General features: G+C 43.3%; 17 protein-coding genes and 3 pseudogenes. 3 read left to right on the forward strand and 17 right to left on the reverse strand.

Going from position 1 to position 21083, the window contains the following annotated elements:
- Positions 1-6: 6 nt before the first annotated feature.
- Positions 7-234, reverse strand: a pseudogene (locus FC30_RS01855) (Mor transcription activator family protein); the annotation flags it as partial.
- Positions 235-398: 164 nt separating this feature from the next.
- Here FC30_RS01855 and FC30_RS01860 point away from each other — a divergent pair.
- Positions 399-1346, forward strand: a complete 948-nt coding sequence (locus tag FC30_RS01860) for a helix-turn-helix transcriptional regulator (protein WP_010689787.1) — start codon at positions 399-401, stop codon at positions 1344-1346.
- 16 nt (positions 1347-1362) lie between these two features.
- On the opposite strand, the gene FC30_RS01865 is transcribed toward FC30_RS01860, so the two are convergent.
- Both FC30_RS01865 and FC30_RS01870 read right to left on the reverse strand, forming a co-directional pair.
- Positions 1363-1815, reverse strand: a complete 453-nt coding sequence (locus FC30_RS01865; RefSeq protein ID WP_010689792.1) for a threonine/serine exporter family protein — start codon at positions 1813-1815, stop codon at positions 1363-1365.
- A 14-nt stretch (positions 1816-1829) separates the two neighbouring features.
- Positions 1830-2570 carry a threonine/serine exporter family protein gene (locus FC30_RS01870; RefSeq protein ID WP_010689794.1) on the reverse strand — a complete coding sequence of 247 codons (741 nt, stop codon included), beginning with the start codon at positions 2568-2570 and terminating at the stop codon, positions 1830-1832.
- A 213-nt stretch (positions 2571-2783) separates the two neighbouring features.
- Between FC30_RS01870 and FC30_RS01875 the strand changes: the two genes are divergently transcribed.
- Positions 2784-7397, forward strand: coding sequence for a S8 family serine peptidase (locus tag FC30_RS01875; RefSeq protein WP_010689797.1), 4614 nt, complete (start codon positions 2784-2786; stop codon positions 7395-7397).
- 82 nt (positions 7398-7479) lie between these two features.
- Here the strand turns inward: FC30_RS01875 and FC30_RS09715 are convergent, their stop codons facing one another.
- The 7 genes from FC30_RS09715 to FC30_RS01910 all read right to left on the reverse strand — a co-directional run bounded on the left by FC30_RS09715 (position 7480) and on the right by FC30_RS01910 (position 12839).
- Entirely contained in the window at positions 7480-7731 is a 252-nt protein-coding gene (locus tag FC30_RS09715; RefSeq protein ID WP_225361425.1) for a hypothetical protein, read from the reverse strand.
- 707 nt (positions 7732-8438) lie between these two features.
- Positions 8439-8711 carry a M20/M25/M40 family metallo-hydrolase gene (locus FC30_RS09720; RefSeq protein ID WP_225361426.1) on the reverse strand — a complete coding sequence of 91 codons (273 nt, stop codon included), beginning with the start codon at positions 8709-8711 and terminating at the stop codon, positions 8439-8441.
- A 5-nt stretch (positions 8712-8716) separates the two neighbouring features.
- Positions 8717-9583: an ArgE/DapE family deacylase gene (locus FC30_RS01890; RefSeq protein WP_235804162.1), complete on the reverse strand. Its 867-nt coding sequence runs from the start codon at positions 9581-9583 to the stop codon at positions 8717-8719.
- Positions 9584-9638: 55 nt separating this feature from the next.
- Positions 9639-10067 carry a nucleoside-diphosphate kinase gene (gene ndk, locus FC30_RS01895; RefSeq protein ID WP_033193035.1) on the reverse strand — a complete coding sequence of 143 codons (429 nt, stop codon included), beginning with the start codon at positions 10065-10067 and terminating at the stop codon, positions 9639-9641.
- Between the two features lie 99 nt (positions 10068-10166).
- Positions 10167-10805 carry a YfbR-like 5'-deoxynucleotidase gene (locus FC30_RS01900; RefSeq protein WP_010689803.1) on the reverse strand — a complete coding sequence of 213 codons (639 nt, stop codon included), beginning with the start codon at positions 10803-10805 and terminating at the stop codon, positions 10167-10169.
- Between the two features lie 215 nt (positions 10806-11020).
- Positions 11021-11548: a hypothetical protein gene (locus FC30_RS01905; RefSeq protein ID WP_010689804.1), complete on the reverse strand. Its 528-nt coding sequence runs from the start codon at positions 11546-11548 to the stop codon at positions 11021-11023.
- 25 nt (positions 11549-11573) lie between these two features.
- Positions 11574-12839: a serine hydrolase gene (locus FC30_RS01910; protein WP_010689805.1), complete on the reverse strand. Its 1266-nt coding sequence runs from the start codon at positions 12837-12839 to the stop codon at positions 11574-11576.
- 208 nt (positions 12840-13047) lie between these two features.
- Between FC30_RS01910 and FC30_RS01915 the strand changes: the two genes are divergently transcribed.
- Positions 13048-14151, forward strand: a complete 1104-nt coding sequence (locus FC30_RS01915; protein WP_010689806.1) for a vitamin B12 independent methionine synthase — start codon at positions 13048-13050, stop codon at positions 14149-14151.
- Positions 14152-14237: 86 nt separating this feature from the next.
- Here FC30_RS01915 and nagA read toward each other — a convergent pair whose 3' ends face one another.
- The 7 genes and pseudogenes from nagA to FC30_RS01950 all read right to left on the reverse strand — a co-directional run bounded on the left by nagA (position 14238) and on the right by FC30_RS01950 (position 20962).
- Positions 14238-15386, reverse strand: a complete 1149-nt coding sequence (gene nagA, locus FC30_RS01920) for an N-acetylglucosamine-6-phosphate deacetylase (RefSeq protein ID WP_010689807.1) — start codon at positions 15384-15386, stop codon at positions 14238-14240.
- Positions 15387-15401: 15 nt separating this feature from the next.
- Positions 15402-16568, reverse strand: a complete 1167-nt coding sequence (locus FC30_RS01925) for an AgaS family sugar isomerase (RefSeq protein ID WP_010689808.1) — start codon at positions 16566-16568, stop codon at positions 15402-15404.
- 12 nt (positions 16569-16580) lie between these two features.
- The gene (locus FC30_RS01930) at positions 16581-16979 is read right to left on the reverse strand and encodes a PTS sugar transporter subunit IIA (protein WP_010689810.1); all 399 of its coding nucleotides are present in this window, start codon (positions 16977-16979) and stop codon (positions 16581-16583) included.
- A 68-nt stretch (positions 16980-17047) separates the two neighbouring features.
- Positions 17048-17872 (reverse strand): annotated as a pseudogene (locus FC30_RS01935) (PTS system mannose/fructose/sorbose family transporter subunit IID).
- The gene (locus FC30_RS01940) at positions 17859-18752 is read right to left on the reverse strand and encodes a PTS mannose/fructose/sorbose/N-acetylgalactosamine transporter subunit IIC (RefSeq protein WP_010689811.1); all 894 of its coding nucleotides are present in this window, start codon (positions 18750-18752) and stop codon (positions 17859-17861) included. Before FC30_RS01940 ends, FC30_RS01935 begins: the two are co-directional and overlap by 14 nt.
- A gap of 6 nt (positions 18753-18758) precedes the next feature.
- A pseudogene (locus FC30_RS01945) lies at positions 18759-19241 on the reverse strand (PTS sugar transporter subunit IIB).
- Positions 19238-20962 carry a glycoside hydrolase family 35 protein gene (locus tag FC30_RS01950; RefSeq protein ID WP_373878871.1) on the reverse strand — a complete coding sequence of 575 codons (1725 nt, stop codon included), beginning with the start codon at positions 20960-20962 and terminating at the stop codon, positions 19238-19240. The pseudogene FC30_RS01945 and the gene FC30_RS01950 overlap by 4 nt, the downstream one beginning before the upstream one ends.
- Between the last annotated feature and the right edge of the window lie 121 nt (positions 20963-21083).

Here is a 21083-nt window from a genome sequence, read left to right on the forward strand (position 1 = left end):
TTTATTTCAATCTTTGTGTTTTCTTTCGCGTTCCTTGCGCAAAACTTCTAACACCCACCGCATCGAATAACCGTAGCGCCGCGCTAACTCACTTGCATTTTCGCCGTTGTACTCGGCCACGATCTTTTGCGCTACTTTTTTAGGATCGTAGAGGCGCATCGGAAACGTGTATGATAGTCCCCGATAAGTTTCGTGGAGCTTGTACGCATTCTCCAACCTGATCAAGTCGGCTAACTCCTGATAAAATTCATTTAATAATTCTTTATCTACTTAATCTGTCATTTTGTTATCCTCACTTTATTTTTCCTTGCAGATCACAAGGCAGTTTTCATTTGACATCTTCTATTATCTAGGGTTACATAGACATATATTGTCATTTTAAAAAAGAAGGTGTTTTTATGTCATCTAGCGCAACTCGCTTACTAGATATCTATCACAAATTGCTCACTGGGGCCTCGATCACCAAAGAAGAATTTGCCCAAAAATATGAAGTCGATCCCCGTACGATCCAGCGTGACTTAGCGGATATCCGGCTCTTCTTAGAAGAATACCGCCCAGATGCCGAACTAAAATACAGTCACAGTACTAAGGGTTTTCACTTAGCGGGGCAAAATAATACATTGGGCAAAGCTGAGACCCTGGCATTATGTAAGATCCTCCTTGCCAGCCGTGCTTTTACGAAAAAAGAGACCGATCATCTTTTAGGAGCTCTAAACGATAACCTGACACCAGCTGAACAAAAAGAATTGAACTGGATCATCAAAAATGAACAGAGTAATTACGTCGAACTCCAACATACCAAAGCACTACTTCAGATATTGTGGGAATTTTCCAATTATATCGTTAAACATCGGCTCTTAAACATTGTATATACTAGACAAGATAAAAAACAAGTAACACACACTATTCTGCCCAAAGCGATCATTTTTTCAGATTATTACTTTTACGTTATTTCATACAGCCAAGATGCCGAAAAAAACCTTTTCTTTCGCCTAGATCGGATCATCGACTACACCCCACTCGAGAAAAAAGCGGGACACTCACAAAATTTACGCTATGAAGATGGGAAATTACGCCAAAATATCCAATACATGACCCCAGGCGAGCTGATCACGATCACCTTTGAATTCTCTGGGACCGTCGAAGCAGCCTTAGATCGTTTCCCTAACTCTAAAGTCATTAAAAAATTAGCCGATTCCGTTGTGATCGAAGCTGAAACTATCGATCAAGGTGCAATGATGTGGCTTTTAAGTCAAGGTAAACGCGTCAAAGTCTTAAGCCCAGCTGATTTCAAAGCTAAAATGGAACAAGAGATCAAAAAGATGCTCCAAAATTATACTACTTAACAAAAAGAGCCTGGATCTAGGCTCTTTTTTGTTCACTGAATTTGAAATAAACTTGTGCCAACAATTCGGCCAAGAAAAAGCCCATCGCTAAAGCCCCAGCGATCATCCCTGCTTCCACTAAAAAGCGTAAGGCCAATTCATCATTTTTAAAAGCAAAATAATAGACTGCACGATAAGCCTGGCCCCCGGGAACTAATGGCACTAAACTCGGGACGTTGAACAAGATCATCGGCTTTTGCTTGATCCGGGCTGCGATCACCGAACAAATACCGATCACGACCGCCGCAACTAGATTAGCTAAGACCATCCCAGTGTGAGCAAGGTATAAGAATTTATATGTCATCCAGCCTAAGACTCCGATCAGGCCACAGACGTTCAAAGCTGAACGTGGAATATTCAAGGTGACCGCAAAGCCAACCGTAGCCAGATAACTGAAAATGACGTGAATCACGATCGTTGTTAGATCCATCTTAATTTTCCTTTCTAAAAGAAGCGTAAAACACAAGCGATGCCCATTCCGATCGCAACAGCGGTCAACAAGGCTTCCGTTGCCCGGGCGATCCCACTTAGAATATGCCCCGCCAAGAGATCACGTACCGCATTGGTCAACGGGACCCCCGGAACTAACGGCATGACGCTTCCGATGATCACGATACTATAATTTTTAGCCAAGCCGTATTTGACACTCAAGACTGCCAAGGCCCCGATCGCTAAAGCAGCCACAAATTCACTCGCAAATTTAACTTTAAAACGCGTATTGACCACATAGAACAGATAATAGCCTAAAGCACTGATCACAAAGGTCGGCAAAAAATCTTGCCATGAACCGTTATACATGATCTCTAAGGTCGCACCCACGATCCCCGCCGCTAACACTAACCACCGTAACCTAAAATCAGGGGTCGTCTGATCAAGCGTCATCAGATGATCATGGACTTCCCTTAAAGTTTTGGTCTTAGCTTGATAAGCTCGGGAGATATCATTGACCCGCGAGATCCGTTCCAGATCGATCCGGCGCTTTTCGATCGCAATGACTTGTGCATTGGCTCCCTTGATCGACATCATGATCCCCGTCGTTGTCTCAAAGATATCGGGTTCCGTTACACCTGAATTCTTAGCGATCCGTTTCAAAGTATCATCGATCCGTGCCATGTCAGCTCCATTTTCGATCATGATCTTCCCCGCTAACAGCGTGGTTTCGATAATTAGATCCTTATCTTCCATGATTTCCCCCCTAGTTCACTTAATTGCTTTATCTAGCTAACATTTTAACATTTTAGTTCCCAAAATTACGATCATTTACTACCATAATCCGTTATAAACATCTAAAATTATTAACATTACATTACATAAAATATAATTTTATATTAAAAATATCTATATTTTATTAAGGATTTATGCTATATTTAGCTTAATCTAAAAAAGGAAGTGACTTGCATGGGACACAATTATGAAGAAAAGCGCCGTTATAAATTATATAAAGCTAAGAAAAGATGGGTGAGTGCTGCGATCATTACCGCTTCTGGGGCTCTCTTATTCTTAGGAGCACCAAGCGTCTTAGCCGACGAAGCAGTTACAACAGAAGTAACTACCACGGCTGAAAATGAACAACAAACGACCCAAACGCAGCCTGAAACACAACAAAGCTTGCAGACACCAGCCACTGAGGCCACCACAACTGAGGCCACACAAACACCGGACAGTGAAACACCAGCTCCAACGACTCAAGCTGACCATGAAAAGGGGAATGTAGAGGGCGCTTGGGATCAAGGCTACCGCGGCCAAGGGATGGTCGTAGCAGTGATCGACTCTGGTGCTGACACAACGCATAAAGATTTTCAACAAGCACCAACAGACCCTAAACTTTCACAAGCCGATACCCAAGCTAAGATCAACGAGCTCGGCTATGGTAGTTATGCGTCTGAAAAATTCCCGTTCGTCTATAACTATGCTTCAAAAAGCAATGACTGGATCAAAGATGATGGCCCCGGCGCTTCCCAACACGGACAACACGTAGCTGGGATCATCGGAGCTGACGGTCGTCCAAATGGGGATGAAAAATATGCCGTTGGGGTCGCACCTGAAAGCCAAATTTTAGCTTTACGGGTCTTTAACGGTCAATTTGCCGATGAAAATACTGATGATATCGCCCAAGCTATTTATGATGCTGTCAATTTAGGCGCTAACGTCATCCAAATGTCACTAGGCCAAGGGGTCGCTGCCTCAGATCTAAATGATGTCGAACAAAAAGCGGTCCAATATGCGATCGACCACGGTGTCTTTGTTTCGATCTCGGCCTCAAACAACGGACATGCGGGCAGTATCAAAGCTCCAGATGCCCACTACTCACCAGGTGGAGCAAACGGATCTTTTGAACCATTTTCAAGTAGCACAGTCGCTAATCCTGGGGCTTCGCGCAATGCTTTGACAGTTGCCGCCGCAAACTCTGGGCAAGGTGCTGATGCTAACATGGCTGACTTTTCTTCTTGGGGTCCAATGCAAGACTTCACTTTGAAACCAGATATCTCCGCTCCTGGGGTCCAGATCGTTTCAACGGGAAATGACGATGGCTATAAGACAATGAGTGGGACTTCGATGGCGGGGCCGTTTGCTGCAGGCTCAGCTACCTTAGTGATGCAAAAATTACAAAAGGAAACCTCACTCAAAAATGCTGAACTTGTCCAAGCAACTAAAGCCTTATTGATGAACACCTCACAACCATTATTGGATGCAATGTCAGGTGTAGTGGTCTCACCACGACGTCAAGGTGCCGGCCAGATCAACGTTGGTGCTGCCGTTGCTTCACCTGTTTATATCACGGCTGATGATGGAACGAGTTCACTTTCTTTACGCCAGATCGGGACAAACACACAATTCAACTTGACCTTTACCAACTTGAGTAACGTCGATCAAACTTATACTTTCGATGACCTTGGTGGTGGTTTCACCGAAAAACGTGACGACTTTACTGGTTACTATTACGAAGAACAATTGACTGGGGCGCGCGTAAATGGCGCTAGCAAAGTCGTTGTCAAAGCTAGCCAAACAGTGACCGTTCCTTATACTTTAGCTCTAGATGGTGTTACACCAGATCAATTAGTCGAAGGCTGGCTCCGTTTTACCGGCGACAATGGGCAAAACACCCTAGTCGTACCTTTCCTCGGCTACTTTGGGGATATGACTAGTGAAGAAGTTTTAGATAAAAAAGCTAATGATGCCACAAATGTTTACGGTGGTAATTACTTTGTCAACGACCACAATTACCCACGTGGGATCGCTGATGAAGAATCATTGAAGAAATTAGTCAACTTAGACGGTGATTACAACTGGCAACAAGTGGCTAAGCTCTATCAAGATGGTAAAGTGGCCTTCTCACCAAATAATGATAATAAGAGCGATCTCTTAAAACCAGTTGCCTTTGTCAAACAAAACTTGCAAGACTTAAAAGTCGTTGTTTTGGATCAAAATGGTAAAGTTGTCCGGGTCGTTGCCGATGAAAAAGGCTTAGATAAATCATTTTACCAATCCGACCGTAACCAAGATGTGAGTTTATCGGTCTCCATGCGAAATGATCCCAACACCTTTGATTGGGACGGAATGGTCTATAATGACAAGACTGGTGAATTTGAAGTAGCTTCCGATGGACAATATACTTACCGTTTTGTTGCCACGCTCTACAATGATGGACAAAAGAAAGTCCAAACAGCTGATTACCCGATCATCATCGATACAACAGCTCCAACGATTAGCAACTATAAATTAACGCTCGACACTGCTGCTGATAAACCAAGTGGTCATTTGAGCTTTGATTTTTCCGATACGGGAGCAGGCTTTACTGACTATTCCTATGCTGTCGTTCAGATCAATGGTAAGCTCTTTGGCCACAAACTAAATGAAGGTGCTTCAAAATTCAATGACGAGGCGAAGCTAAGTGGGACTGCTAACTTTGAATTGAGACCAGAGGAATTAGCCGCCTTTACCGCAGCACAAAACCAAGTCACCGTCATGGTCGCTGATACTGCCGACAATGTAGGTCTCTTTACCAGCGAAGTTGCCGGTGTAGCAACAGTCCCTCAAACGGTCAATGTTTGGAATGCCGTTGACGGACTAAGCTTTGATAAAGATAGCAAATTCTATGATGCTAAAACTAACAGCTATACTCTAGTTGGTGGGACGACCCAACCATTCTATTACAATGGCCAGTTAGTTGAACCAAAAGCTAACTCAACTTACAGCTTAAATGTCAACGCTGACGTTGAAAAAGTCGTCTTCACGGCTGATCAAGCTGGTAAAGATGTCTTATTGACCCTAAATACGGCAACACCAAAGGCTGCCTTTGCTTGGCAAAAAGCACACACGACTGTACAAAGCTTTGGGATCGACTTAGATACCGTCACAACTAATGATCCAGAACACGTCTTTGTCTATGCCGCTGTCACAGCCGGTAATGGAGTCAAAGCCTTTGCCCGTGACTACTTCACCGGAGATGTCTATGAAGCAAGTGTCAAAGATGGCTTAGCGACTTTTGAAGTCAAAGTCAAAAATTCAAGTCGCCGGACTGTCTTATTAGGCTGGACCGAAGTTGCGGGACCGACCTTTAATGTGGTCCAAACTACAGCTTCCGATAAAGCTTATCTCGGAGTTGATGCACGTCCAAGTAACCAACCACAGCGGTATAACTTCGCTAATGTTGCTGAATTACAGACTGATCTAGTCCAAGAAAAGGCTGATCCAACTACTTTAGGTGCGCCAGGTGTACTACCAGGACATGCTTTGAGCGACCTAACGACCCGAAGCGAACCTAACTCAGAGATCAGTTTTGACTACCTTGAAGATAACAACTACAACTGGATCGGCGCTCAAGCAATCGCTGATGGCGTATATGATCCTAAGGCACAAACCTTCCATGTGACTGGTAAAGTTAGCCCAGATGTGGTGCAATTGATCATGTTGGGAAATAGCGCTGATGAACAAGATCCACAAAATCACGTTTCATTCAACGAAGATGGGACTTTTGGCTTTGAATTCAACATCAAGCCGACCGAACAACGTCCACTTGCCTATATCTACACCACAAAAGATGGCCAAAAGACACGTGGAACAGTTCAAGTCATCTTAGATACAGTCTTACCAACACTTGAATTTGAAAATGTCGCTAACTACGATTTTGACGGTGAAAATTATTACGTTTACACTAACGAACCAAACTTCACGATCAAAGGATCTGCCCACGATAATCTCGATGGTTACCGTTTCTTCTTCAACGGGGATAACGAATTCCGTGAATTCCACCATTCAGGTATCAACCACGGAGGCAATCCATACGCTCCTTACGGCTTTGAAAGAAGCTTTGTCCTAAATGATGAAAATGGTGAGACAAAACACGTCTATACGCTTGATGTGCTCGACGTGACGGGTAATCACACGACCCGGAAGTTCTTTGTCTACTACCAACCTAAATCAGAGGTCCCAGCAGCCGTAGATGTTGAGCGCAACCATGCCGATGCATTCGTCGAACAATATCCAGAAACATCCCTTCTGTTCTTTGATCCAGCGACCCAAAGCTTCCAAGAGCTCGATCCAGAAGAGTTCCATCCAGATGGCCTCTACAGCTTAGTCAATAAATACGGCAATGTAGCGGCTGTGATGAATGTCTACACGGTCGAACCTGAAAAAGAATCAGATAGCTCTGAAAAACAGGAACAACAAGATCAAGAAAAACAAGATCAGGAACGACACGACCAAAATGATCAAGACACTAAAAAAGATCAAGCTGCAAGCCAAGATCAAGAAAAAGAAAATACTGGAACTGGCTTTGGTAAAGATAACACTACCGGTTCAGGCACAGATAAAAAACACGTTACAGCAGCTAACAAACAAGTTGCTCCTGTACTCCAAGATAAAGCCAAAACGCCTGCTACACCAGCAACTACTGACCTACCACAAACAGGTGAAGCAAAACATCAAGCTTCGATCTTAGGTCTCTTAGCGCTCGGTTTAGCTAGTCTCTTTACGCTAGTTGGTTTTGATCGTAAAAAAGAAACCAAATAACAACTAAATAACGCAAAAATGCCACTCAGGATAGCTGCTATCCTTGAGTGGCATTTTTATATGGTGTCTACTGGAGACCCGATCAAGTTTTAAACAATTCCTTACTTGCTTTGGTATCATCGTCTTGGATATTTTTAGCTACTTTCGATAGACTCTTGCTAAAATCGGCTGTCTTAGTCTGATATTGTTGGACCTGCTGGAGATTTTGAGTAGCTTGATCATTGTCCCAAAGCCGTTCTTTAATATACGGTGCGATCATTTCTTCGATCTCGGCATCTGACAAATGCTTTCTGAGTGCATTCCCCCTGCCACTGACTATCAAGTTTAGCTTCATTTACCGCTTAATATTCCTGGTGAAACTTGGCGTACAAAGTCCCATCACTCAACAAAAGTGACAATACTTTTCTCGAAGAAACATTAGTCCCAGTGCTTTTGATTATCAAATCTAATATTTATCTATCAAGTGTGATATTTTGATCCCAGCTGCAAAAATATACCCATGTTCGTTTAAATTAGCTTCTTTTAGCGTCCCATCAGTATTGATCCGACGTTATCGTAAATGATTTAGGCAATAGATAATGGACTTTGCCAACATCCTTATCTTAACCATTAACATAAATCAGAGCCCATGCGCCTAAGGCAACAACTATCGTGAATACAAGTAGCAATGGATTTAACATCAATAATGGTGTCAAAAAAATTATCGAAATGTTTCCCGCTAGTACATACCATTTTAATTTCTGCAAACTTTGATTTGAAAAAAACTCTGTAAAAAAGAAAATGATCATAAATAACATACTACCAATACTCATACTGGCACCAAATAAAAACATTCCTGCACGTGCTTGATCGACTTCAAAAAATTTTATGAACCAGTTAGAACACGTTACCTGACTAGCCAATTTCTCAAAAACTTACCAACTAAATTCCAACAACTTCCACCAGTACAAGCAAATCAACACAATTAAAATAAATTCAAGTGTTAGCAACACAACTACTGCAGGTTGTAATAGATCCTCTTTTTCTCCCCTTTGCAATAATTTATTTCTCCAAATACTGCACGATCAGCGCCTGATAAAGCTCACAAAATGCCAGATACTGTGACTTATCCACATATTCATCGACTTGATGAACACTTTGGTTCCCCGGACCAAAGATCGCTAATGGAAAAGTTGCTGGCTTGTCCAAAGTCAGGTTGGACGCATCCGTCACTGGGGCTAATGCGATCTTTTTGATCGTCTGCCCCAAATATTTCTCGCCTAAAGCTTGGGCCAAGTGCACCAAAGATGAATCGGGATCTTTTTTGACTGCCACTTTATTTAGATAAGTTGTAGTTGTAAGCTTAGCCCCGTGTCATTTAGTTTGTTTTTCCACAGCTCGATCAGTGCTTGAACTTTTTCATTATCCACAGTCGGAGTCGTTCTAACATTGATCTCAGCGGTGGCTCGCTCAGGCAACGAGTTGACTTGGCTCCCAGCCTTCAACACAGTCGCATTGAAGGTCGCATTGCCTAACAGTTCATCTGGTTTGGCTGCCTTTAGAAAAGCTTTTTTAGTCTGATATAAAAATTCGATCAATGGTTCTAAAGCATTATATCCCTGTTCTGGCATCGAACTATGCGCACTCTTTCCCCGCGAGATGACGCTTATATCCATCGATCCTTTATAAGCATAAGCTACTTTTAGATCAGTCGGCTCCGCGATCAGTAACGCATCGACATCTTGCATATATCCTTGCTCGTAAAGTAACTTCGAGCCGGCTTGCTCCATCTCTTCACCGACCGTCAATAACAGCCGTACTTGTCCCTTTGGCAGTTTCTTGGCATGGACCAATTCGATCAAAGTGATCACCAAAGCTGCCACCCCGGCTTTCATATCACTAGCACCACGGCCATATAGTTTTTCGTTGCGTTCGGTCAAAACAAAGGGATCACTTTGCCAAGCACTAGCTGTGGCAGCAACCACATCTAAGTGTCCCGCAAGTGCTAGACAAGGTGTCCCAGTCCCGATTTGGGCAACTAAACAAGCACGATCTGGAGCTACTTGAACTAACTGCGAACTGATCCCATATTTGGCTAAATATTTATGTAAAAATTGGGCTACGTCTTGCTCATGATCATTGACTGAAGGGATCGCGACTAGCTTTTCCAAGAGTTCGAGGCGCTTGGCTTGATTTAAAACTACCATATATGTTCCTTCTTTCTAGCTAAAAAGACCGACAACTTGTCGATCTTTGGTAAATTTATCTACTTTCTTCTGGGAACCAAATGCTGATCTCTCTTTCAGCTTCACTTGGACTATCCGAAGTATGGATCACATTACGCAAATTACCGTCGGGCCATTCACGCCCAAAGTCTCCACGCACTGTGCCCCAATCAGCTTGGCCAGGGTTGGTTGCACCTGCCATGCGATGAATGATAGGAACGACATTGGTTCCGGTCACGATGATCCCAACGATCGGTCCTTCTTGCATATATGAGACCAATTCTGGGAAAAATGGCGCATTGACTTTATCTTCATAGTGCGCTTCAAGTTGCTCTTTAGTCGCTTGGATCACTTTCAAGGCTGTGATCTGGTAGCCTTTGTGTTCGATACGGGTAATGATATCGCCGATGTGTTGACCTTCGACGCCATCTGGTTTAACTAACACTAAAGTTCGTTGTTCTGTCAATTTGATCACTCCTGTCCACAAATAGGATAACACTTATTTTCCTTAATTAATACTTTAATGTTTTTAACAAAAAAAGACACCTAAACAGCGTCTTTTTGGCTATTGTTGAATGATCTGGGTCGTCATGATCGCTAAATGATTTTGCGCATTGGTGTTCGCATTATCCTTCAATAATTCCGGCAAGATCATCTTCAAGAAATATTGCACACTTGCCATATCATTGAACTTCATGATCGCCTTTAAACTTGAACGATAAATATCCATGTAAACTGGTTCTGGATTACCCTTTTGGATCTCACCAAAGGACTCATACATCAAGTCGATCTTATCTGCGACTGACAAGATCTTTCCTTCTAAAGTATCGTCTTTACCTTCTGCAAATCTGCGCTCATAGGCTGCGCGAAATTCGACGGGGATCTCAGTTTGGATGAAGTTTTCGGTCAACGACTCATCAACTTTAGCCAACATCGTCCGCAATTCATTGGTCGCATACTTGACCGGTGTCTTGATATCCCCGATAAAACGCTCTGTGTAATCGTGATTAAGCGCCTTTTCATACAGTGAACGCCAATCGACCTCATTACCCGCTTGCTCTTCGATATCACCTAACATTTGCGCAGCTTGCGTCACTTTAAATGAGTGGGCCGCTACATTGTGTTCTTCAAATTTGAAATAACCTGGGGCCCGATTGATCATCTCAAGATCACTCAAACTCTTTAAATATTCATGCATGCCCATGAAAAACACCTCCGTATATATTTCATACTAGGATACACCGTAAGCAACTTTTTTGCAAATATCTTATTCTTTTAGCATTATTGACTATTCATAACCATGCGCTAGGCATTACAATTCGGAGCACGACTACTATAACAGTGCGTAAAAATGCACAAAAAATCGGGTAGTTTCTTAGCATACAGCTACGACACACCCGATTTTTTTGTGCACTATTTTCAATTTACCGAAACGATCTCATAGATATCTTTATCGATCACCGTTTTACCGTCCTGTTCATACGCACCCTCACCCTCGTGGATACGTTTAACAGTTACTGTCCGTCCTTGATAAGTAACTTGTTGATCACCCCAAGTTGCTTCACGATAAAAATCCTCAAGTGAAACATTAGGATCACATATTCCTGCTTGGACTGCTAAACGATAGTAAAAATCCATCCCATCGGTTATAGTCTGTCCAACAACAGAACTGGTCGCTGCCGGCGCTTGGCTTGATGCAGTAGCTGGTTGCTCCCCAGCCACCCCCTTTGTCACTGGGGCATGTGAAGCGGCGGCTCGACTGCTTGACGTTTCACTGACTTGGCTTTCACTAGAACTAGAGCTACTGCTACTAGTCTTCTTTTTAGTTGTTTGGCTAGTTTTATGGCTGCTACTAGATTCTTGTTTGACCTTAGTTTGGGGCAAACACCCTGTCATCAGGGGTAACAGGCAAACAAGCACGCCCAAAACACGTAAATGCTTTTTCATGTTATCACCTCATGGCACACTAAGCTTATTGTAAAAGGGTATTGTATAGGTCCAAACCTAATTTATTCATGGCAGATCGTTCTTCATTGTTATCACCATTTTGGGTCAAAACAACGACAACAAAGGCACCTTTTTCATTTTCAATGATCGCTGCATCATTTAAGATCCCGTAATTTTGCATGATACCAGTCTTATTGTAGACTTTAGCCCCAGTTGGTAGGTCGCGAACTAATTTATCATGATCACGGTTCTTGTTTAAAATATCTAAGAATTCAGCACTGTCACTCTTACTGATCAATTTGTGGTTATAAACTTTCTTCAACAATTCACCCACATCAGCAGCCGACGTGATGTTATCTCGGCCAGCCTCAAGTGACTTCGTATCCATCATCTTACGTTGTAACTTAGTATCATAGGCTCCCATCTTTTCGATCTGTGCATTGACTTTATCGATCCCACCTAAAGCATCGATCATGATGTTAGCCGCTGTATTGTCACTTTCATCGATCATATAAGTTAATAATTCACGGTAAGTAAAGGTCTTACCGGCTGGCATGTTTTGGATCACACCCGTCCCGCCAACTTTATCAGCATTGGAAAGGGTATACGTATCGTCTAAATTGATCGTCCCGATCTTTTGTTGGGCATAGGCTGCCGCTAAAATAAAGAGCTTGATCACCGAAGCTGCACTTTGGGTCTGATTGTTCAAAAGATAACTCACATCTTCGTTCATCGGTGCCACGTAGACCGTTTTATCACCAGCGATCCCGCCGATATCACTAGCTACAAGTTCTTTGACTTTAGCTTCATCAAAGTTGGACTTTGAACTTGGAGCTTCACTACTGCTAGAAGCAGCGCTACTACTCTCTTTTACAGTCGAACTTTTATCCTTACTACTACTTTTAGCTACAGAAGTCGGTTCGTTAGCTGGTTTATTGAGTGTATTATAGGCAAAATACCCACCAACACTTAAAACAAGTAGCCCTGCAACTACACCAATGATTATCCCGGCTAGATTGCTTTTATGTTGGGGAACACCCGCATAAGGCCCTTGCGTCCGCGAATAGGTCGGTTCTGGCGCTGGCGCTTGCTTTGGAGCCGTGCCATCAAATGGGGTACCACATTGGTCACAAAAATCATTTTTGATATCATTTGGAGTCCCACAATTTTGGCAGATCTTTTCTGGCTTAGAGCTTGGCATTTGCTCAATTGGATCTGGCAAGGTCTCACCACAACTTTGGCAAAATTTTGAGCCAGCTGGATTAGTCGAATTACATTTTGGACACTTCACATCTTAACATCCCTTCATTATCTCTAGTTTTAGTATTATTCTAGCTAAAATTGGTCGTTTTTAATAGGTACCTTATCCTTGAAACTTTCCTTGGTTTTTTCACTATTTTTAGCTACAAAATTGCTTTTCTTTGTCTAAGTGGAAAATTAGCGTTATCCTTAAAGTAACGTGAGTTTTAGCACTTCACGATTTCAAGGGGGCATTAATTATGAGTGAAAAATTTAGTTCACACTATGATGTTGTCGGTAGTTTTTTACGACCAAATAAATTAAAACATGCTAAAGAGGATTTAGCAAACGGTAAGATTGATCAAGCCAATTACGATGAGATCTTGAAAAAAGAGATCAAACGTGTTGTTGAAAAACAAGCTAAACTTGGCTTAAAGGATGCAACCGATGGTGAATTTGGTCGCAGTTGGTGGCATTTAGATTTTTTTTGGGGCTTCAAGGGCGTCAAACGCTATGATTATCGCCAAAGTTATAAATTCCACGGGGAAAAGACCCGAACTGACAATGTTGAATTGGGCGGCCGTATCGAATATAATCCCAACCACCCCTTCTTTGAACAATTTAAGTATCTAAAGAGCATCGTTCCAAAGGGCGTTGTTGCTAAACAAACGATCCCTTCTCCAACACTTTTCTTTAGAGATGATCGCAGTAAAAATTACAAACTCTTCTATGCTAATTGGGAAGAATTTCTCAAGGGCTTAGCTCAAGCTTATAGTGAAACGATCAAGCATTTCTATGATCTAGGTTGTCGTTATTTACAATTAGACGATACGACCTGGGCCTTTTTGATCAGCAAGTTAAATGAAACCACGGGTGAAGAACGCGACAAATATTTAGCTTTAGCCAAAGATAGCGTCTTTGTCATCAATAAGATGCTCGAAAAAGTCCCAGCCGATATGACCGTCACGACCCACATTTGTCGGGGCAATTTCAAATCGACTTACCTATTCAGTGGTAGCTATGACGTGATCGCACCATACTTAAGTCTTTTGAACTATGATGAATTATTCTTAGAATACGATAATGAACGTTCCGGCAATTTTGATGCCTTAAAGCGGATCTGGAACGATCGAAAAGACGTTAAGATCATTTTAGGCTTAGTGACATCAAAATTCCCTGACTTAGAAGATCCAGCTAAATTAAAGGCTAGAGTAGCTGAAGCAGCCAAGCTAGTACCCTTAGAAAATCTGGGTATCTCAACTCAATGTGGTTTTGCTTCAACAGAAGAAGGCAACGAATTGACCGAAGATGAACAATGGGCCAAGGTCAAATTAGTAGTCGAAACAGGTAAAGAGATCTGGTAGTGTGTAAATAACTACTAGCAAAAACTCCCGCTCAAGGTGCATTCTTGCATCCTGAGCGGGAGTTTATTCGCTTATCAAAAAGAGCATTATTTTTGATAAACACTTTGTCCATCAACATAAGTTTCTTTGAGCCCTAAAGTTGGACTGACTACCAAGAAATCAGCGTCACGTCCATTTTGAATACTACCACAGACATCGGCGATCCCGGCACTCTTAGCTGGAAGCTCACTTGCCATTTCAAATGCTTCTGAAAGGCTACATAGCCCCCAATCAACAAGGTTTTTGACTGCGGTAAATAGCTCTAAGACACTGCCAGCTAAACTGCCACCATCTTTTAGTCGGGCCGCTCCATCTTTGACCTCGACCAAAAACTCGCCTAACATATACTCACCTTCAGGCATCCCACCGGCTTGCATACAATCAGTCACCAAAACGGTCTTTTCTTGTTTAGCCTTGAGCAACGCTGTGATCGCTCCCAGATGAACATGATGCCCGTCACAGATCAATTCAGTGTAAGCATCACTTGCAAAAGCAGCTCCGACCATTCCAGGTGCCCGATGATTTAGGCCACTCATTCCATTATACGTGTGAACAAAGATGTCAGCGCCAGCATCCACAGCTGCCATCGCTTCTTCGTAGGTCGCGTTACTATGCCCGAGACAAACCTTGACCCCACTTTTGACAGCTTGCTTGGTAAATTCGAGCGCTCCAGGATGTTCTGGGGCAAGGGCGATCTTTTTGATCATTCCTTTTGCGTAAGCTTGCAGGCGTTCGAGCTCAACAAAATCTGCATCGCGCATATACGCTGGGTTCTGTGCTCCTTTATGCTCCGTAGTAAAGTAAGGTCCCTCAAGATATATCCCTTGGATCTTGGCCCCTGATATTTCATGGGCTTTTTCACCTAGCAACTGACAAACCTGCGCTAACTTTTGTGGTGGTGCGGTCAAAGTTGTCGGCAGATAGGAAGTTACCCCACATGAAAGTAACCCCTGTGAGATCTCAGCTAAGCCTGCTGGATAGGCATCCATCACGTCATGTCCCGCAAAGCCATGGATGTGCGTATCAACTAAGCCCGGGGCAATGATCGCATCTTTTTTGTCGATGATCGTTGCAGCAGAAAGATCAGTCTCTGGTGGTAGATAACGGCCAAATTTACCATCCTTTATCTCTAAATAGCCCCCAGTTTTTACCCCACTTTTAGTTAAAAATGTCTGTGCTTTTACATAATAATGCATGTCATTTCGCCTTCTTTATTCAAATTCGTGGATCAAAACACCTTTAACAACACGATTAACGGTCCCGCTTGGTGATGGAGTATCAGGTGTATTACCGATCTTAAGTGAAGTCAATAAAGCGATCACTTGCGCCACCATGATATCAGGCAAGACCAAGTAGCCTTCTGGTAAGATCTCACTTGGTGGATAATCAAAGCGTTGGCCAGTAAATTCATGGCCACTCACTTGCCCGATGCTTACCGTCTGCAAAGCGATCTGATCGGCGTGAACTTCTTCTAACACATCAAGATCATATTTGCGGGTATACGGATCATTAGCGACAAAATCTAGCACTAAAGTCTTCGCATTGATAAAGGATTTTGGCCCATGTCTAAAGCCCATCGAAGAATCAAAGACTGTCGCGATCTGGCCATGAGTCAGTTCCAAGATCTTTAATTGCGCTTCCCGAGCTAGTCCGCTCAACGGGCCTGATCCTAGATAAACGATCCGGTCAAAATCAAGCTCGACCAAAGCTGCTAACTGAGCTTCTTGTTCGATCACATACTCGCTTAGTTTAGCCGCCGTTTTTACATATTCGATCTTTTTAGCTTGGTCAGTCTGATCAAAGAACAAGAGACCCGCTAACGTCATGCACGTAAATGATCCGGTCATCGCAAATCCTTTATCGTTAGAAAGTTCTGGCATTAAGACGACCAAGCTGTTCGCATCAGCCTTTCCTGTAACTGCTAAAGCGCCCTCAGTAGCACAGGTGATCACCAAATGCTTGACCTGTTTGACGACTTTATTTGCCAGTTTCACAGTTGCCTTACTTTCAGGGCTATTCCCACTACGCGCAAAGGACACGAGTAAGGTCGGTTCATCGGCTAACAGATAGTCTTTGGGTGCTGCCACGATATCCGTAGTCCCTAGACTCACGAATTCAAAGCGGTTCGTGTCCCCCGTCCGACGCAGGTAAGGAACTAAGGTATCCCCCACATACTGTGAGGTCCCCGCTCCTGTGAAGATCACGCGGATCTTTTGGTTTTCTTTGAGCTCAAAGCTAGCCAACAAGTCAGCTAATTTAGCTTGATGCTGTTGACAGATTGCTAGGGTCTCTAACCAAAGTTTTGGTTCTTGTTGGATCTCACGGGTCGTAATAACGGCTCCTAATTTTTCTAAGGTCGCGTTACTTTTTTCAAACAATCTGATCACCTCTTAACTATTTGCATCGATCAAGCCATGGAGCGCTTCATTGACATCGGTCACGCCATTACGCGCTTCCGCAATAAGATCTGCCTTTGAACCTAACATTTCTGCGTTCAAATACCCGATCACCATTGCCATGTTCATCCCAGCATAGAGTCGGTAATTAGCGCCGGCTATGATCTGTTTTGCGATCACATTGCACGGTGTCCCGCCGTATAGATCGGCTAACACGATAAAATCATCTAATCCAGCAACGACTTTTTTAAATTTAGCTAAAAACTCTGATTGGCCTTCATTGGGCAATAGCGATACTGTGTAAATATCGTCTTGGGGCCCCATGATCATTTCGACACTTTTCTTCAATTCAACACACATATCTCCGTGACTGATCAATACTAATGGTTTCATAAGTTTCATTTCCTTTCCTATGGTAAACGAACCACAATGAAGCTACTTCACCATGGTCCGTTAAAAGTCTATTTTGAAATAACACCTAAAGCTGATAACGCGATCGAAACAAAGAGTACGATAAAGATCGCTTTGGTCGAAGTCATATTCTTCTTACCTAACATCCAGTAGATCGCCAATACGATCACAGCTGGTAAAAGACGTGGTAGCAACATATCTAAGTTGTTTTGGAAATCGAGCTTAACATCCCCGATCATTGGGGCCCAAGCGAGCTTAACGTTGATCATCGTTGCTACCAACGCCCCGACCATGAAGACACCAAGCTGAGTTGTAGCATCCGTCAAAGCGGTCAAGCGGTGTTGCATCGCTGTTACCAGTTCAGTTCCTTCTTTGTAGGCAAATTTTAATTGGCTTCAACGAAAGATCATTACGGCGATACTTGCACCGACCCAGATCAAGACACCTAAAGGATTTCCTTTAACTGCCATGTCAGCAGCAATTGCACCGAAAATAGCTGGGATCAAGGCCGCAAAGATCGCATCCCCGATCGCGGCTAAAGGTCCCATCAGACCAGCTTTCAACCCATTAACAGTTTCAGCTGAGTCAGTTCCTTCTTCTTCCAACGCCAAGTCGATCCCTGTAACGATCGTATTGAAAAAGTTTGACGTGTTGAAGAATTGGGTGTGTAATTTCATCATTTTCTTTAATTCAGGTGTTCCGTCACCATACATCTTGCGCAATTGTGGCAAGATCGTATACAGATAACCTGACGCTTGCATGCGTTCGTAGTTCCAGCCTAACTGGAAGCCAAAGAGACTGCGCCGGTTGATCTGCTTGAAGTCGGCATCGGTCAATTTGTAACCTGTTGTTTTTGGTTTATTAGAGTTCGTCATCTTCAATTTCCCCCTCACTGTTATTATTTACCTGTGGTTGTTGCGGTGCTTTTGGTGCATCCGCATCACTGCGTTTGTAAGAGATATAGGCTAAAGCTAGACCGATCAAAGCAATCGCTAACATTGGCATACTGTTGAAGTTAGCTACTAAAGTCTTGTCTAGGCCAGCAACACTTGTGCCGAGCAATTGGATATTGCCAAAGAGCGTTGTCAATAGTGCAGTGATCACAAAACCTAAGATCAAATAAGCAAAGTGTTTCTTAACTAGCAAGTAGCGCAATAAGATCGCAAACCCGACAGCTGGTAAGACTGCCCCAGCAACTGAGAGCCCGTCACCTAGCCATTTGAGATCGCCGTTCAAGTAACCAACGACTTTGGAAACTAAGCCACCACCAAAGGCTAAAGCTAGGAACACTGGTAACATCCGGGAAAGTGACCATGAGATCGCACCCATCAAGAAGTGACGTTCGATCTTCTTGTATTCGAAGTTTTCCACATCTTTATCGATCTTGTGTGCAAAATACGTATTAGCAAAACGACCCAAGATATCAGTCTGGATCATCAAGGCGGCCACCGGCACGGCGATCGCTGCCATCGCTTGTTTTGGATCCATCCCGACCGAAACGGCAAAAGCAGTCGCCAAGATCGTACCCGAGTTGGCATCGATTATGGAAGCGCCACCAAAAGTTCCGACCCCAAGGATCGTCAACTGCATCATCCCACCAATATACAAACCAGTCTTTAGATCACCCATTACAAGACCGGAGATCAAACCGGCAAAAACAGCGGAACCAGCCGAGGAGTTGATCTGCAATTCATCTAAGATCTGGTATCCGGCATACAACGTAAGTAGTAAAATCTGCCACCATGCAATTGTCATTTAGGCTCACCCTTTCTTATTTAATAGCTCCATAAAATCTTCAGCCGAATCAGCAGGCACCATTTGATGGATCAAATGGACCCCATGTTTGTTCAATTCTTTGAATTCGGCAACATCTTACTCATCAACATTCACTGAGCGTGTGATCGAAGTCGCCGTGTCTGACTGTGACATGTTACCCACATTGATCTCTTCAAGTGGGACCCCGGCTTCAACTAATTTCAATAAATAATGCGGTTTTTTGGCCACGATCAACAAACGTTGTGAGTCATAACGACCAGCTAAGATATTTTCCGCTGCGCGCGCGTACGGAAGAACACTCAATTTGACTCCCGCTGGCGTTGCAAGCTTAAGCCCACTTTTTTCGATCGCACTTTGTGAAACTTCATCATCTACGACCATGATCCGTGTAATATTTAACTTAGTCGTCCATAAATTAGCTACCTGTCCATGGATCAAACGTCCATCGATCCGTACTGCAATAATCATTGCGCATCCTCCTCAATATGTTTATAGATCGGTCTTTCTACCAAATTCAGCTTAGTTTGATAAATGCCTTCTGTTTCAAAGATAACGATTTCATTTTGACCTTGGTTTAAGAATTCAGCGGGAACAAAGAGCGCTAACTGCGGGCCTTTTTGCCAAAAGCGCCCTAAATTATGTTCATTTACCAGCGCGACCCCTTTGCCAAAACCACTTAAGTCTAGATAACAGTTTCCGGTCTCAGCTAACTCGACCTCATAGCGATAAAAGCTCGGTCGGCCTTTGACACATTCACCTGTAAAATCAACTGCGGCAAGCTTATCAAAGTTCAAAATATACTGTTCCCAACCTAAAATAAAGTGTAGATCATCCATGACACCACGTCCGAGTCCTTTGCGTTGCGTATTGGCTAATAACTTGCTCCCGTAATTGACCCGTCCCATGTTTTCGACTAAGATGTCGAGTCGAGTAGTTTCATTAGGTAACTTGACCTCGATGTCAGCTCCGATCTCTTCTTGGTATTGGGTCGCTACATGCTCACCATCTAGATAAAAGCCTAGCCGGTCTCTGGCATCGATCACGCGAAAACGTTCTTTGTCTAGTTTATCGCGTAAGATCTGCGTGCGATACAACACATAGCCATAGCCACTGCCCAACGCTTCCATCGACTCGGGATATTGACTGTTATGCTTTTCACTGACTTGGTCTAAACAAGTGAATAGATCGACTTGACCTGTCAATTTGATATCCCAAATGTTGATCATCTTTTCGACTAATGGTTCTTTTTGTTCAAGTTCTGGATACATCTCGCTGATCAGCTCTTGGATCGCATAGTAGGTAGGCGTTGGTTCGCCGGCTTCATTCAACGGGGCACCATAGTCATATGATGTGATCTGCGGTAAGTCGTGTTCCCTACGTGCTGAACAGCCATTCATGAAACCAAAGTTAGTACCACCATGGAACATGTACAGGTTGACACCCGCGCCTAGCGTTAAAACTTCACGCAATGCTTCTAAAAGTTCAGCTTGATCACGTTTGACTACGGGCTCGCCCCAACGACTGAACCAGCCATCCCAAAATTCCATGCAGATCAAGGGTTGCTTGACCCCCATTTTTTCTTGGTACGCCTTTAACGCTGCGAAATTTTCTTTGGCATGGGAGCCAAAATTACCTGTCGCTAAGATCTTGTCTTCTAGCAAACTCCCGGCACGTAACGTTGCTTGCCAAGCCCCATCGGCGGTAAACAATGTCACATCAGCACCGTATTTTTCCATCAAAGCTTTGATCTGGCGTAAATAAGTTTTGTCCTCGCTGTATGAGCCGTATTCATTCTCGATCTGCATCATGATGATCGGACCACCATGCGTGATCTGCAATGGCGTCAAGATCTGAAAAAGCTCTTGGTAATAACGCGCGACAGCCTGTAAGAAAACAGGATCATTAGCGCGTAACCTGACATTTTCTTTCGTCAAGAGCCAAGCTGGTAGGCCGCCAAATTCCCATTCCGCACAGATGTATGGTGACGGGCGCACGATCACATACAAGCCTAGACGCTGGGCTAATTCAATGAAAGCCTTGAGGTCAAGCCGATCACTGAAATCAAACACGCCTTCTTTAGGTTCGTGGAGGTTCCAGGCCGTATATGTTTCGACCGTATTGAAAACTAAAGCTTTTAAGTTATATAAGGACCGATACCATTGTTCACGTGGGATCCGAAAATAATGGATCGCCCCGAGAGAAGTTTGAACGGTTCATCGTTTAGATAAAGTCCATCTTCTCGTACGATAAAATTCTCCATATTCATCTGTCCTCTTGAATAAAATCATTATGTTAATATACTAAGTTACG

The organism is Ligilactobacillus animalis KCTC 3501 = DSM 20602 (assembly GCF_001434535.1).
Classification (GTDB): Bacteria; Bacillota; Bacilli; order Lactobacillales; family Lactobacillaceae; genus Ligilactobacillus; species Ligilactobacillus animalis.